The organism is Phaeobacter cretensis (genome assembly GCF_047372505.1).
Taxonomy (GTDB): Bacteria; Pseudomonadota; Alphaproteobacteria; order Rhodobacterales; family Rhodobacteraceae; genus Phaeobacter; species Phaeobacter cretensis.
In genome coordinates this window covers 1,629,223-1,641,426 of record NZ_JBKBEU010000001.1, presented here as the reverse complement: position 1 = coordinate 1,641,426, position 12,204 = coordinate 1,629,223, and the positions used below count along the sequence as shown (strand labels likewise).

The 12,204-nt window shown below is 55.6% G+C and carries 17 protein-coding genes; 10 read left to right on the top strand and 7 right to left on the bottom strand.

Annotation, left to right across the window (positions count from 1 at the left end; translation table 11 throughout):
* Positions 1 to 64 precede the first annotated feature (64 nt).
* From def (ACEWZM_RS07950) to ACEWZM_RS07935, 4 genes are all read left to right on the top strand, one after another.
* Positions 65 to 574 (top strand): peptide deformylase, encoded by a 510-nt coding sequence (gene def, locus ACEWZM_RS07950; RefSeq protein ID WP_414005923.1) that lies wholly within the window; start codon positions 65 to 67, stop codon positions 572 to 574.
* Positions 571 to 1,068: a peptide deformylase gene (def, locus tag ACEWZM_RS07945; protein WP_414005922.1), complete on the top strand. Its 498-nt coding sequence runs from the start codon at positions 571 to 573 to the stop codon at positions 1,066 to 1,068. Before def (ACEWZM_RS07950) ends, def (ACEWZM_RS07945) begins: the two co-directional genes overlap by 4 nt.
* 70 nt (positions 1,069 to 1,138) lie before the next feature.
* A complete protein-coding gene (fmt, locus tag ACEWZM_RS07940; protein WP_414005921.1) occupies positions 1,139 to 2,044 on the top strand; it encodes a methionyl-tRNA formyltransferase in 906 nt (301 codons plus the stop codon).
* An 11-nt stretch (positions 2,045 to 2,055) separates the two neighbouring features.
* The gene (locus tag ACEWZM_RS07935) at positions 2,056 to 2,292 is read left to right on the top strand and encodes a hypothetical protein (RefSeq protein ID WP_414005920.1); all 237 of its coding nucleotides are present in this window, start codon (positions 2,056 to 2,058) and stop codon (positions 2,290 to 2,292) included.
* Positions 2,293 to 2,312: 20 nt separating this feature from the next.
* Here ACEWZM_RS07935 and ACEWZM_RS07930 read toward each other — a convergent pair whose 3' ends face one another.
* The 7 genes from ACEWZM_RS07930 to ACEWZM_RS07900 all read right to left on the bottom strand — a co-directional run bounded on the left by ACEWZM_RS07930 (position 2,313) and on the right by ACEWZM_RS07900 (position 6,881).
* Complete coding sequence (locus tag ACEWZM_RS07930; RefSeq protein ID WP_414005919.1) at positions 2,313 to 2,936, bottom strand: trimeric intracellular cation channel family protein; 624 nt, start codon at positions 2,934 to 2,936, stop codon at positions 2,313 to 2,315.
* Positions 2,933 to 3,400 (bottom strand): ribonuclease HI, encoded by a 468-nt coding sequence (gene rnhA, locus ACEWZM_RS07925; RefSeq protein ID WP_414005918.1) that lies wholly within the window; start codon positions 3,398 to 3,400, stop codon positions 2,933 to 2,935. The genes ACEWZM_RS07930 and rnhA overlap by 4 nt, the downstream gene beginning before the upstream one ends.
* Positions 3,393 to 3,992: a class I SAM-dependent methyltransferase gene (locus ACEWZM_RS07920; RefSeq protein ID WP_414005917.1), complete on the bottom strand. Its 600-nt coding sequence runs from the start codon at positions 3,990 to 3,992 to the stop codon at positions 3,393 to 3,395. Before ACEWZM_RS07920 ends, rnhA begins: the two co-directional genes overlap by 8 nt.
* Positions 3,989 to 4,441 (bottom strand): DUF3429 domain-containing protein, encoded by a 453-nt coding sequence (locus ACEWZM_RS07915; RefSeq protein WP_414005916.1) that lies wholly within the window; start codon positions 4,439 to 4,441, stop codon positions 3,989 to 3,991. The genes ACEWZM_RS07920 and ACEWZM_RS07915 overlap by 4 nt, the downstream gene beginning before the upstream one ends.
* Positions 4,438 to 5,055 (bottom strand): LysE family translocator, encoded by a 618-nt coding sequence (locus ACEWZM_RS07910; protein ID WP_414005915.1) that lies wholly within the window; start codon positions 5,053 to 5,055, stop codon positions 4,438 to 4,440. Before ACEWZM_RS07910 ends, ACEWZM_RS07915 begins: the two co-directional genes overlap by 4 nt.
* Before the next feature lie 112 nt (positions 5,056 to 5,167).
* A complete protein-coding gene (ispH, locus tag ACEWZM_RS07905; protein ID WP_414005914.1) occupies positions 5,168 to 6,118 on the bottom strand; it encodes a 4-hydroxy-3-methylbut-2-enyl diphosphate reductase in 951 nt (316 codons plus the stop codon).
* Positions 6,119 to 6,311: 193 nt separating this feature from the next.
* Positions 6,312 to 6,881 (bottom strand): LabA-like NYN domain-containing protein, encoded by a 570-nt coding sequence (locus tag ACEWZM_RS07900; RefSeq protein WP_414005913.1) that lies wholly within the window; start codon positions 6,879 to 6,881, stop codon positions 6,312 to 6,314.
* 139 nt (positions 6,882 to 7,020) lie between these two features.
* Here ACEWZM_RS07900 and folK point away from each other — a divergent pair, with 139 nt between their 5' ends.
* From folK to acpS, 6 genes are all read left to right on the top strand, one after another.
* Complete coding sequence (folK, locus tag ACEWZM_RS07895) at positions 7,021 to 7,590, top strand: 2-amino-4-hydroxy-6-hydroxymethyldihydropteridine diphosphokinase (RefSeq protein ID WP_414005912.1); 570 nt, start codon at positions 7,021 to 7,023, stop codon at positions 7,588 to 7,590.
* Positions 7,591 to 7,682: 92 nt separating this feature from the next.
* The gene (rpoZ, locus tag ACEWZM_RS07890; RefSeq protein WP_414005911.1) at positions 7,683 to 8,036 is read left to right on the top strand and encodes a DNA-directed RNA polymerase subunit omega; all 354 of its coding nucleotides are present in this window, start codon (positions 7,683 to 7,685) and stop codon (positions 8,034 to 8,036) included.
* A 39-nt stretch (positions 8,037 to 8,075) separates the two neighbouring features.
* The gene (locus ACEWZM_RS07885; RefSeq protein WP_414005910.1) at positions 8,076 to 10,208 is read left to right on the top strand and encodes a RelA/SpoT family protein; all 2,133 of its coding nucleotides are present in this window, start codon (positions 8,076 to 8,078) and stop codon (positions 10,206 to 10,208) included.
* 33 nt (positions 10,209 to 10,241) lie between these two features.
* The gene (locus ACEWZM_RS07880) at positions 10,242 to 10,895 is read left to right on the top strand and encodes a DUF2062 domain-containing protein (protein WP_414005909.1); all 654 of its coding nucleotides are present in this window, start codon (positions 10,242 to 10,244) and stop codon (positions 10,893 to 10,895) included.
* 100 nt (positions 10,896 to 10,995) lie between these two features.
* Complete coding sequence (locus tag ACEWZM_RS07875; protein ID WP_414005908.1) at positions 10,996 to 11,760, top strand: pyridoxine 5'-phosphate synthase; 765 nt, start codon at positions 10,996 to 10,998, stop codon at positions 11,758 to 11,760.
* A gap of 3 nt (positions 11,761 to 11,763) precedes the next feature.
* Positions 11,764 to 12,195 carry a holo-ACP synthase gene (acpS, locus tag ACEWZM_RS07870; RefSeq protein WP_414005907.1) on the top strand — a complete coding sequence of 144 codons (432 nt, stop codon included), beginning with the start codon at positions 11,764 to 11,766 and terminating at the stop codon, positions 12,193 to 12,195.
* The last annotated feature ends 9 nt before the right edge of the window (positions 12,196 to 12,204 follow it).

Below are 12,204 nucleotides of genomic sequence, written 5' to 3'. Positions count from 1 at the left end.
TATGCGTGCATTGAGGTCGGGCGAGCTTTGACGCTGGCGAACCTTTCGGGGAAAGGCGGACAACATGGCAGTTCTACAAATCATAGCTTGGCCAGACCCTGTGCTGGGCAAGGTCACGTCGCCGGTGGTTGCCATCTCCGATGTAGCCGATCTGGCACACGATATGCTGGATACGATGTATGCCGCACCGGGGCGTGGATTAGCGGCACCACAGGTCGGCATACTGCTACGGCTTTTTGTGATGGACACGACTTGGAAAGATGGTGTGCGCGATCCGCTTGTGTGCGTAAATCCGGAAGTTATAGCCCAATCTGATGAGATGGCCACAAACGCTGAGGGATGCCTGTCGATCAAAGGCGTTAGTCTCGATGTGACACGCCCGGCCTGGGTCGAGCTATCCTGGACTGATCTGCAGGGTATACGCAATCAACGCAGGTTTGACGGGTTCGCCGCCGCTTGCGTGCAACACGAATATGATCATCTCGAAGGTCGCCTAACATTTGACCTGGTGACGCCGACGGCGCGCGCCTCCGCAGAAGCCACCTACCACGCCTATCAGGAGACCCATCTATGACCGTGCGTCCTTGCCTGCCTTGGCCCGACAGACATCTGCGCAACCGCGCCGAAGACGTGAGCGAAGTTACTGACGAGATACTGGTGCTGTGGCAGGACATGATCGACACGATGGAGGCGATGCCTGGGGTCGGTCTTGCTGCGAATCAGATTGGCGTCCTGCTACGGTTGGCTGTTGTTGACGGGTCAAGCGAGCGCGGCCGCGCAGTGCGGTTGGCGAACCCTGAGATACTGCACGCCTCGGTAGCGCTGCGTGAGCATGAGGAAGCAAGCCCGAACCTCCCCGGTGTTTCTGCCAGGATCAAACGCCCCCGCGCGGTGACTGTGCGGTACATGGATGAGACTGGTGCAACGGTCGAACGTGATTTTGTCGGCATTGATGCAACCAGTGTTCAGCACCAGATTGATCACCTGAACGGGCGTATGTATTTTGATAAGCTGTCCAAGGTGAAACGCGATATGTTGATACGAAAAGCTAAGAAACTGAACGGCTAGAGGCCGTTCCGGGGTCTCGCAAAGTGCAGACTCATATACTGGCGAGATGGTCAAAATTGTGAGGCGACATATGCGTATTGTTTTTATGGGGACGCCTGAGTTCTCTGTGCCGGTTCTCAACGCGTTGGTTGGAGCAGGTCATGAGATTGCGGCCGTCTATTGTCAACCGCCTCGCCCCGCTGGGCGAGGTAAAAAGGACCGCCCAAACCCCGTACATGCCCGAGCGGAGGCGCTGGGTCTTGAGGTGCGCCACCCTGTCAGTCTTAAAGGCGTGGAAGAGCAGGTCGAATTCGCTGCATTGAAGGCGGATGTGGCCGTGGTTGTCGCCTATGGTCTGATCTTGCCGCAGGCTATATTGGATTCTCCAAGCCGCGGCTGCCTGAATATTCATGCAAGCCTTTTGCCACGGTGGCGCGGCGCTGCTCCTATTCATCGCGCTATTATGGCAGGGGACGCACAAACTGGCGTTTGCATTATGCAGATGGAGGCGGGACTGGATACTGGCCCTGTCTTGCTGCGGGAGGCCACTGATATCGGCGTGGAAGAAGTAACCGCGCAATTACATGATCGGCTCTCCGCGATGGGTGCGGCATTGATCATTAAGGCGCTGGCGCGACTGCCAGACTTGACGCTGGAACCACAGCCAAGCGAGGGCGTCACCTATGCCCATAAGATTGACAAGGCTGAGGCACAGATCGACTGGCAGCGCCCAGCGATCGAGGTGGATCGTAAAATTCGTGGGCTGTCCCCTTTTCCAGGTGCATGGTGCGAAATCGACGGGCAGCGAGTGAAACTCTTGGCCTCTCGCGTTGTGCAAGGGCAGGGAATTCCAGGGCGGGTTCAGAATGATCACCTGACTGTTGCCTGTGGCGAGGGGTCTGTTGAATTGCTGCGGTTGCAGCGCTCAGGAAAGGGCGCACAAGATAGCGATATCTTCTTGCGCGGTTTTCCGGTTGCCGCCGGTCAAGATCTGTAAGGAGAAATGGTTTGTTTTTAGCTCTGTTTGGCAGTGTCGTGATCGCCGGTATTGTTGGCTATTTGGCAGAACGCACCGATTTCACCCGCAATGGATACCTTTCGTCGATTATCATCTGTGTGGGAGGCGCATTCTTGTTCCATTTGGTGGTGATCATGTTTGGCCTCGGTTTTCGTGCTCCGGGCTGGAACGCGATCGCAGCCTCAGTCGGGGCGCTGATCATCGTACCATTCCACTGGCGTCGTTGAAACTACGAGATCGCCCTACTTCAAACGCGTGGCGGACGTGATTTATAGACTGGAAGATGCCAACCAAAGGTGATGGAGCCTGCCCTCAAGATCCAGCAGATCACTGCGCAAGCCACAAGCGCCCAGCCGGTCGAAACACCAAAGGCAATGCTGACAACAGCAGCTATCGCACCAGCCATTGCGCATGAGATATAAAGCTCTCCCTGTTTCAGGACCAGCGGCACCTCATTGCACACCACATCGCGCATCAGCCCGCCGAGGCTGCCGGTTGCCATGCCCATCAGCACTACGATTACCGAGGACTGTCCAGTCAGCAAGGCCGCGCCAGTGCCAGCAGAAACCGCAACTGCAAGCGCAAAACTGTCGAGCCAGACGATCCAGCGCAGGCGACTCTCGACCAGATGGGCGGTAAAGAACACAACCACGGCGGCTCCGGCGGCGAGCAGAATGTTAGTGGAATCTCCGATCCAAAACACCGGATGACGATCCAGTAACAAATCCCGTACAGTGCCCCCTCCTACGGCTGTCAGACAGGCCACAAAAGCAAACCCGACGATGTCCAGCTGTGCGCGGCTGGCAACCAGCGCGCCGGAGGCTGCAAAGACCAGCACTGAGGCATAGTCCAGGAGCGTGAGAATTGTCATGCTCTAGTTTTGCTTGGTTTGAATGGGGCCATGCCGGCGCGCGCCAGCTCGTCGGCGCGCTCATTCTCTGGATGACCCGCATGGCCTTTTACCCATTCCCAAGTGACTGTATGATTGCGCTGTGCTTCGTCCAGGCGTTGCCACAGTTCAACGTTTTTCACCGGTTTCTTGGATGCCGTTTTCCAGCCATTGCGTTTCCAGCCATGGATCCAGCCAGTGACGCCATTTTTGACATAGGCCGAATCCGTTACAACAGTAAGCGTCGATGGGCGTGCCAGACTTTCAAGGGCATTGATAGCGGCCAGTAGCTCCATCCGGTTGTTGGTGGTCTCGGCCTCGCCCCCGTGTAGCTCCTTTTCCTTGACGATTGTGTCGCCATCCATGGCACGGAGCAATACGCCCCAACCGCCGGGACCCGGATTTCCTGAACAAGCGCCATCGGTATAAGCAAAGAGATCAGCCATGACAGGCCACCGAGATCCAACGTGCCATGACGCGGTCCAGCCCGAGGCTTTCACCGGTGGTGCAATTATGCGGGGCAAACCCGGCAGAGCGCAGCAAATCCATTAATTCGTCTTCCTGATAGTAGGTATAGTACCGTCGAAGGGCATCGCGGGCCTCGCCCTTACCCAGCTTTAACGCAATGTAAAAGGGGGCATTGGGGCGTAGCGCCTGACGCAGGGCGGCAAGGTGTCGGGGGAACTCTGTGCGTGGCGCATGTAACAGGCTGAAATTGGCCCAGATGCCATCGTAGATATCGACGCCCGACAGTTGATCAAAGCTGGCGAGGCGCGTGTCAACGCCAGGCAGCTGATCGGCCAAGGCTATCATTTCAGCCGAAGCATCCATCGCCAAGGGTTTCAGCCCTGCGGTGGCCATCACTGCACTTGCAGTGCCGGGACCGCTACCCAAATCAAGGACGCGTCCACCCTGCTTGCAGGCGTCGATAAACTGTAGCAGTCGTGGGTCCTGCCGTAGGTGTCTCTCACTGCTCTCTGCATATTCCGCAGCCTTGTCGTTATAGACATCCAAAGTCTCAGGGTCTGGACGGCTCATAGGTACACTCCCGTTGCGAGGCTGATGATTACAATCACGCTTAGAAGCAGACGCAGCCGCATCCACCATGAGGGCGTCAAACCCCAGGTGAAAAACGCATAGTCGAGCAACAACAATCCAGCGAAGCCATAGATCAAGTTGATCCCGGCGCTGGTTGGCCCGCCACCTGTCATAAAAAACGCCCAAAGTGCCGGCAATACCGATAGCACATAGCCAGTTGCTGCACGTAGACCAGATGTCTTGGTCGCAAACCCCCAAAGCACGCCAGACATAAAACTAAGAATGACGGATCCATAGAAAAGCTGCACATATGGGCCTACAAAGCGTGGTCCTAAATTGCTTGCCCCCCAGGCCTGCAAGGATGGTAACTGCGTTGTGACAGCCCCCCAGACGAAAGGGGTCAACCCGGCTAGCCCGAGGCACAGTGGCGCTAGGGGTATTCTAATCATGCTCGTTCCATAGCTAGTCGCGCAGCCAAAGCGGCGAAAAGCGCAGCAAAACTGCGGTTCAACCATTTAACCACGGTGTTCGAGCCTAAGATCAGTGTGCGAGCCTGGGCCGCAAAGAGCCCATAGAGAACAAAGACCGAGAAGGTCATTGCCATGAAAATAGTACCAAGAACTACCATCTCCAACGTGGCGCTTGTCGCGTCGCCAGAAAGGAAGGGGGGCAGCAATGCCAGAAAGAACACTGATAGTTTCGGGTTCAGGATATTGATCAACGCGCCTCGCTGAGCAATCCGTAGTCCCGACTGTTGTGTCGGGCTAGCTGCGGAAACAGATAGAGCGCCGTCTGCTCTTACCATTTGCCACGCCAGATAGAGGAGGTAGAGCACTCCCGCAATCTTAACGGCCTGAAATAACAACGCCGACGCATGCAAAACTGCTGCGAGACCCAAAATTGCGGCAGCCAAATGCGGTAGAATACCGATCGTGCATCCAAACGCAGCCCAAACAGCTGCACGAGGCCCCTGACCAAGGCCTAGGGCAAGCGTATAGATGACGCCAGTACCCGGTGCGAGCACGACAACAAAAGCAGTGATGAGAAAATGCAGCGAAATCACGCGATAAGTTCCTTGCGACACAATTGGGTTAGCCACAGGGTAGTAGCCTGCCGATCAGTTGCAACCATCCATTCCATGTCGTGTTGGAAGGCGCAGATAGGATTTGTCAGGGTCAGGCGGGTTGCCGCAATACGCGTGGCACTTTGAATTCGACGTTCTCAATAGCAGTTTCGACGATTTCCACGGTAACGTCAAAGCGGACCCGGAACGCATCGATCACTTCATTCACGAGTAGTTCTGGAGCTGATGCCCCGGCTGTGATTGCGACTGATGAGATCCCGTCTAGCGCGCGCCAATCAATGTTCTCTGCGCGTTGTACAAGTTGCGCATATTGGCACCCTGCCTTTGCGCCAACCTCTACCAGGCGGCGGGAATTCGATGAGTTTGGTGCGCCAACGACCAACAGGGCATCTGCCTTAGGGGCCACTTCTTTTACGGCCTCCTGTCGATTGGTTGTGGCGTAGCAAATGTCTTCCTTATGTGGGCCGACTATGTTTGGAAACCGCGCCTTTAGGGCTGCGACGATGTCTTTAGTGTCGTCCACTGACAGGGTGGTCTGGGTCACATAGGCCAGATTGTCAGGATCTCGGACCGCGACCAGGGCCACATCATCTGGTGTTTCAACCAGCAGCACTTCTCCATCAGGCAGCTGTCCCATGGTCCCAACGGTTTCTGGATGCCCCTTGTGACCGATCATGATCATTTGAAGGCCGTTCTCCGCGTGGCGTTGGGCCTCAATGTGCACCTTTGAGACTAACGGGCAGGTTGCGTCGACATAGATCATCTGGCGGCGATTGGCCTCTGCCGGGATGGATTTAGGTACACCGTGAGCAGAGAATATCACAGGCCGGTCATCCGGGCATTCGTCCAGTTCCTCGACAAACACGGCACCTTTATCACGAAGCCCATCGACCACATATTTATTGTGCACGATTTCATGGCGGACGTAGACCGGCGCACCCCATTTCTCCAGCGCCATTTCGACAATTTTTATTGCCCGGTCAACACCGGCGCAAAAGCCGCGTGGCGCGGCGAGATATAGTGTAAGGGGTGGCTTGGTCATCTCTGTCTCCTTGCTCATCAGAGCTAGGGCTTTCTGATGGAGAGGTCCACCCCTGCGACGTCGCATCGCTATGGGGGTTAGGCCAAACGGAGACCGTTCTCGACTGGCCAACAAAAAGCCCGCAGTCAGTGAAACTCACTACTGCGGGCCTTTGTTTCAATGACTGACTATCTGGCGATTTATAAGCTTGATATCAGTCGTTGACCGCTGCGATGGAGCGGGGATCACTTTGTTCGCGAGGCGGGCGACCAATTACATCCTTCAACTCTTCCAACTCGATGAAGTTGTCGGCTTGGCGGCGCAACTCATCTGAGATCATAGGTGGTTGGCTGCGGATGGTTGAAACCACCGAAACCCGCACACCCTGACGCTGGAGGCTGGCGATCAGCGGACGAAAGTCGCCATCGCCGGAGAAGAGCACAATGTGATCGACACGCGGCGCCAGTTCCATGGCATCGACAGCGAGCTCGATATCCATGTTCCCCTTAACCTTACGACGACCCATGCTGTCGGTGTATTCCTTGGCTGGCTTTGTCACCATGGTGAAGCCGTTGTAATGCAGCCAGTCCACCAGCGGTCGGATCGGAGAGTACTCATCATTTTCCAGCAAAGCCGTGTAGTAGAAAGCGCGCAGTAATTTGCCTCGGCGCATGAATTCTTGCCTGAGCAATTTGTAATCGATGTCAAATCCTAACGCTTTAGCTGCTGCGTATAGATTCGAGCCATCGATGAACAGCGCAAGCCGTTCGTCCTTGTAAAACATCAAATATGTCCTTCCGGTAGATCCGTTTCAGCAGTGAGGTTCCGTGAGTGAATGCTGAAATACGCCAAAACGGGTGGACTTAATGTAGATTATTTGACATTTGCCGCAAGTGTGTCGGTATTAAGAAACGAGGGCAAAAATGACCGAATTCCGGTCACATTCGCTTGTTGCCATGGGGGGGAACCTGCCTATCGGCGAGCAGTCGGTGGCGCATACCCTCATAGGGGCTATTGGTCAGTTGTCCGAATCAGACATCTGTCTGCAAGCGGTGTCTCGTTTTTACAGCACGCCTTGTTTTCCAGCGGGCGCAGGCCCTGACTATGTGAACGCCGCGATTTCTATACGCACAAATCTAAGCCCGGGCGCTCTGCTAGACCTCCTGCATCAGATCGAGGCAGATTTTGCTCGACGGAGGACTCAACGTTGGGGGATGCGGACGCTGGACCTGGACTTGATCGCCTATGATGATCTGATCTGCCCAGATGTGGATACGTTTGAGCGCTGGAAAGAGTTGCCGCTTAGTCAGCAGATGCAGGAGGCGCCAGGGCAGTTGCTGTTGCCGCATCCGAGGCTTCAGGATCGCGGGTTTGTATTGGTCCCATTGCGAGACGTAGCGCCGGATTGGCGTCACCCGATTCTCGGGCAAACTGTTCGCGAACTCTGCGCAGCGTTGCCCGTGGGCGATTTGAGTGAAATTTCCCCACTTTGAATGGCCCTCGGGTCCCATTCGGCGCTTGTCAAGAGAAAGCTTTGGTTTTAGAAGTCACGCTTCTGGACTTATTTTGATTTGGAGAGTCGCCCATGGCCCGAGTGACGGTTGAAGACTGTGTAGACAAGGTTCCCAACCGCTTTGAGCTGGTGATGCTCGCAGCGCATCGCGCCCGTGAGATCTCGGCCGGTGCTGCGCTGACGGTCGAACGTGACAACGACAAAAACCCAGTCGTATCTTTGCGTGAAATTGCCGACGAAACACAGAGCGCTGATTCTCTGCGCGAGCGCTTGATCGAAAGCAATCAGACCCAGATTGAGGTTGATGAGCCTGAAGACGATTCCATGGCTTTGTTGATGGGTGCTGAAAGCGACAAACCGGCGACTGACGATATGTCAGAAGAAAAACTGTTGCGCGCGCTTATGGAGGCGCAAGGGCAGGGCTGAGACGTCGCACGACATAACTAGCTGAGGCTGCGGACCGGAATGATTTCACCAGAAGACCTGATTGCTCTGGTCCGCAACTACAATCCCAGGACCAATGTTGACAGGATTGCTGACGCCTATGCGTTTGGTGGCCAGATGCACGAGGGGCAGTTACGTCACTCAGGTGAACCCTATTTTACGCACCCGGTTGCCGTTGCCGCGATCCTGACTGAACAGCGGTTAGATGATGCTACAATCATAACCGCGCTCCTGCATGACACCATCGAAGATACCAAAGCGTCATACGACGAAATCTCCAGTCGCTTTGGAGATGAGGTGGCGGTATTGGTCGATGGCGTTACCAAGCTGACAAACCTTCAACTGTCCAGCCGCGAAACCAAGCAGGCGGAGAACTTCCGCAAGCTATTCATGGCGATGTCCAAGGATCTACGGGTCATTCTGGTCAAACTGGCAGATCGTCTCCACAATATGCGTACGATTAAGGCGATGCGCCCTGATAAGCAGGCTCAGAAAGCTCGCGAAACCATGGATATTTATGCGCCGCTTGCAGGACGTATGGGGATGCAATGGATGCGCGAAGAGCTTGAGGATCTGGCATTTCGCGTGCTCAATCCTGAGGGAAGACAATCGATCATCCGCCGTTTTGTGACACTCCAACGGGAAACCGGAGATGTGATCCATCGGATTACCGGTGACATGCGCGCAGAACTGGAAAAAACCGGGATTGAAGCCGAAGTCTTTGGTCGGGCTAAGAAACCCTATTCGATCTGGCGCAAGATGCAGGAAAAGGATCAGGGCTTTTCGCGGCTCTCAGATATCTATGGGTTTCGTATCATCACCGCGAGTGAGGAAGATTGCTACAGAGCGTTGGGCGCTATCCACCAGCGTTGGCGCGCGGTACCGGGCCGCTTCAAGGACTATATCAGTCAGCCGAAGTCCAACGGGTACCGATCAATCCATGCGACGGTTTCCGGGCGTGATGGCAAACGTGTCGAAGTGCAAATCCGTACCCGGCAGATGCACGATGTAGCGGAAACCGGGGTGGCGGCGCATTGGTCCTATCGTGATGGTGTTCGTTCAGAAAACCCCTTCGCAGTTGACCCTGCCAAATGGATTGCTTCGCTGACAGAGCAGTTTGATGCCGAGGAAGATCACGACGAGTTCCTCGAAGCCGTCAAACTTGAGATGTATTCTGATCAGGTTTTTTGTTTCACGCCCAAAGGTGATGTCATTAAGTTGCCTAAGGGTGCAACGCCGATCGACTATGCATACGCGATCCATACGCGGATTGGTCATGCCTGTGTCGGTGCTAAAGTAGATGCTATTCGAGTGCCGTTGTGGACCCGTCTACGGAACGGTCAGTCAGTCGAGATTATCACGGCTGAGGGGCAAACCCCGCAAGTGAGTTGGCTGGATATTGCGACCACCGGCAAAGCACGCACTGCCATTCGTCGGGCTCTGCGGGAGGCTGACCGGGCTCGTTTTGTTAAGCTGGGGCACGAACTTGCGCGCTCCGCGTTTGAGCATGTTGGGCGCAAGGCCACGGATAAAGCGCTGGAGACAGCCGCGCGTGCATTGCGTGTAAATACCGTCGGCGAATTACTTGCCCGTTTGGGTGCTGCCGTACTAACCGCACATGATGTGGTACAAGCCGTCTACCCGGAGTTGGCGGCAGACGACGGTGACGAAGTCTCGCCGCGCCGCGCTGTGATCGGCCTGGAACCAGGGCAGAGCTTTGAGCGTGCGCCCTGCTGCCAGCCACTGCCGGGAGAGCGGATCATCGGTATTACCTACCGTGGTCGCGGCGTTGTCGTTCATTCCGCAGATTGCGATGCCTTGGGCGAAGTTGAGGACCAACCGGAGCGCTGGGTCGATTTGCATTGGCATAGCGGGACGCATCCGGCTGTTTATGGTGTGACCCTGGAGCTGACCATCGGGAATGATGCTGGTGTGCTGGGTCGTATTTGCACATTGATCGGAGAGAAAAAGGCCAATATTTCTGACCTTGAATTTGTCGATCGGAAACCAGACTTTTACCGGCTGATGATTAATGTCGAGCTGCGAGATGTGGAGCAGCTGCATTCGCTGATGTTGATGTTGGAAGCCGAGAGCGACGTAGCCGCCGTAGCTCGTTTCCGCGATTTGCCGGAAAGCCGCCCAAAGCTAGGGTAGCGGTTCAGCACGAATTGGGAAGGACGCGAAGCTTTGGTATTCAGGCGCCGTGATAGACGTCCGCCTCTGCGCGTGGTTTCGGACTTCCTGTGGCCGCGAGGCGGTTGGGGACGCGCGTTCCACTACGTGAAACATCGTGTCCGGCGTTTGCCCGATTCTCCGGAACGGATTGCGCGAGGTATCTGGGCTGGGGTGTTCACAACCTTTACGCCTTTCTATGGAATGCATTTTGTTGTTGCGGTGATCATTGCAAGGCTGATGAACGGCAATATGCTGGCAGCGCTCAGCGGAACATTCTTCGGCAACCCGTTGACCTATGTGCCTATTGGCGTAGCCTCGCTGCAGACGGGGCATTGGATTTTAGGAACCGAATTTGATGCCGATGTCGATAAGTCCCTAGTTGGCAAGTTTTTGGCGGCGGGCAGCGACCTCTTCGACAATATGGTCGCGCTCGTTACCGACCGCCCTGCAGATTGGCAGGGACTAACCCTTTTCTACCACGATGTATTCTACCCGTACCTCGTGGGAGGCGTTATCCCCGGTATTGTCACGGCAACCGTTTGTTATGTGCTGAGCGTGCCGGTGATCCGCGCCTATCAGCAGCGTCGCCGGGCTAAGATAAAAGCCAAATTCGACGTTATCAAAAAACGCGCTTCTCTGGACGGTGCAAACGACAATAGTCATTAAAGCATCTGCCCAAGAGTAGAAATTGGCGCTTTACGGGCTTGCTCTCGGGGCTGCAGCGCCTAGTGTCGAGCAAAATACAATGTAATGGGAATTGCGATCCATGGCACAGACTTCCTTGCAAAACACCGGCCTGAGGCTTGGCGTGAACATCGACCACGTGGCCACCGTACGCAATGCGCGTGGCGGCGATAATCCAGATCCGGTGCGCGCTGCTGTTCTGGCGCAAAACGCCGGTGCGGATGGCATCACGGCCCATTTGCGCGAAGATCGCCGCCACATCATCGATGCCGATATTGACGGGCTGATGGCCGCCCTGCGAGTGCCGTTGAATTTTGAAATGGCAGCAACGGCAGAAATGCAAGATATTGCTCTGCGTCACAATCCACATGCGGTTTGCTTGGTGCCGGAAAAACGCGAAGAGCGCACCACCGAGGGTGGTCTGGACGTGGCTGGTAATGACAATGCGTTGGCCGACTATATCGCGCCTTTGCGTGCAGGGGGCAGCCGGGTGTCAATGTTTATCGGTGCCGACAAGACACAGGTTGAGGCCTGCCATCGCATCGGCGCACCGGTGATCGAGCTTCACGCCGGAGCCTATGCCGACGCTTGGGCTGAGGGCCGCTGGGATGAGCGTGATGCAGAGCTTGCCAAGATTACTGAGATGGCGACCTATGCCCATGGGTTGGGTCTTGAGGTGCATGTGGGTCATGGCCTGACCTATGACAGCGTCGGCCCGATTGCTGCCCTGCCGGAGGTGAAAGAGCTCAACATCGGCCACTTTCTGATGGGAGAGGCGATGTTTGTCGGTTTGCCTGCTGCACTGGCTGAAATGCGCCGCAAGATGGATCTGGCTCGGCAGGGTTAGGTCATGATCCTTGGCATTGGAACCGATCTTGCCAATATTGAGCGTATTCAGCGCGCATTAGACCGGTTCGGGGATCGGTTCAAAAATCGCGTCTTTACCGACATTGAGCAACGCAAGGCCGAGCGCCGGTTAGATGTAGCAGGCACCTATGCTAAACGTTGGGCGGCTAAGGAAGCCTGTTCCAAGGCACTAGGGACCGGATTGCGCATGGGAATCGCCTGGAAGGATATGGCTGTTTCCAATCTACGTAGCGGTCAACCAGTGATGCATGTAACTGGCTGGGCAGCCGACCGGCTAGCAAATATGACGCCGGCAGGTCACGAGGCGATCATCCATGTAACACTGACCGACGATCACCCTTGGGCGCAGGCCTTCGTGATTATTGAGGCGCTCCCCACAGTCAGTGAACCGTTTGCAACGCCGGGCGATACTTGACTTACCCGG

What these genes read in the sequence shown, in the direction of transcription:
- def (WP_414005923.1), top strand. Translation starts at nt 65, where the DNA reads ATGGCAGTTCTACAAATCATAGCTTGGCCAGACCCTGTGCTGGGCAAG.
- def (WP_414005922.1), top strand. Translation starts at nt 571, where the DNA reads ATGACCGTGCGTCCTTGCCTGCCTTGGCCCGACAGACATCTGCGCAAC.
- fmt (WP_414005921.1), top strand. Translation starts at nt 1,139, where the DNA reads ATGCGTATTGTTTTTATGGGGACGCCTGAGTTCTCTGTGCCGGTTCTC.
- ACEWZM_RS07930 (WP_414005919.1), bottom strand. Translation starts at nt 2,936, where the DNA reads ATGACAATTCTCACGCTCCTGGACTATGCCTCAGTGCTGGTCTTTGCA.
- rnhA (WP_414005918.1), bottom strand. Translation starts at nt 3,400, where the DNA reads ATGGCTGATCTCTTTGCTTATACCGATGGCGCTTGTTCAGGAAATCCG.
- ACEWZM_RS07920 (WP_414005917.1), bottom strand. Translation starts at nt 3,992, where the DNA reads ATGAGCCGTCCAGACCCTGAGACTTTGGATGTCTATAACGACAAGGCT.
- ACEWZM_RS07915 (WP_414005916.1), bottom strand. Translation starts at nt 4,441, where the DNA reads ATGATTAGAATACCCCTAGCGCCACTGTGCCTCGGGCTAGCCGGGTTG.
- ispH (WP_414005914.1), bottom strand. Translation starts at nt 6,118, where the DNA reads ATGACCAAGCCACCCCTTACACTATATCTCGCCGCGCCACGCGGCTTT.
- ACEWZM_RS07900 (WP_414005913.1), bottom strand. Translation starts at nt 6,881, where the DNA reads ATGTTTTACAAGGACGAACGGCTTGCGCTGTTCATCGATGGCTCGAAT.
- folK (WP_414005912.1), top strand. Translation starts at nt 7,021, where the DNA reads ATGACCGAATTCCGGTCACATTCGCTTGTTGCCATGGGGGGGAACCTG.
- rpoZ (WP_414005911.1), top strand. Translation starts at nt 7,683, where the DNA reads ATGGCCCGAGTGACGGTTGAAGACTGTGTAGACAAGGTTCCCAACCGC.
- ACEWZM_RS07885 (WP_414005910.1), top strand. Translation starts at nt 8,076, where the DNA reads ATGATTTCACCAGAAGACCTGATTGCTCTGGTCCGCAACTACAATCCC.
- ACEWZM_RS07875 (WP_414005908.1), top strand. Translation starts at nt 10,996, where the DNA reads ATGGCACAGACTTCCTTGCAAAACACCGGCCTGAGGCTTGGCGTGAAC.
- acpS (WP_414005907.1), top strand. Translation starts at nt 11,764, where the DNA reads ATGATCCTTGGCATTGGAACCGATCTTGCCAATATTGAGCGTATTCAG.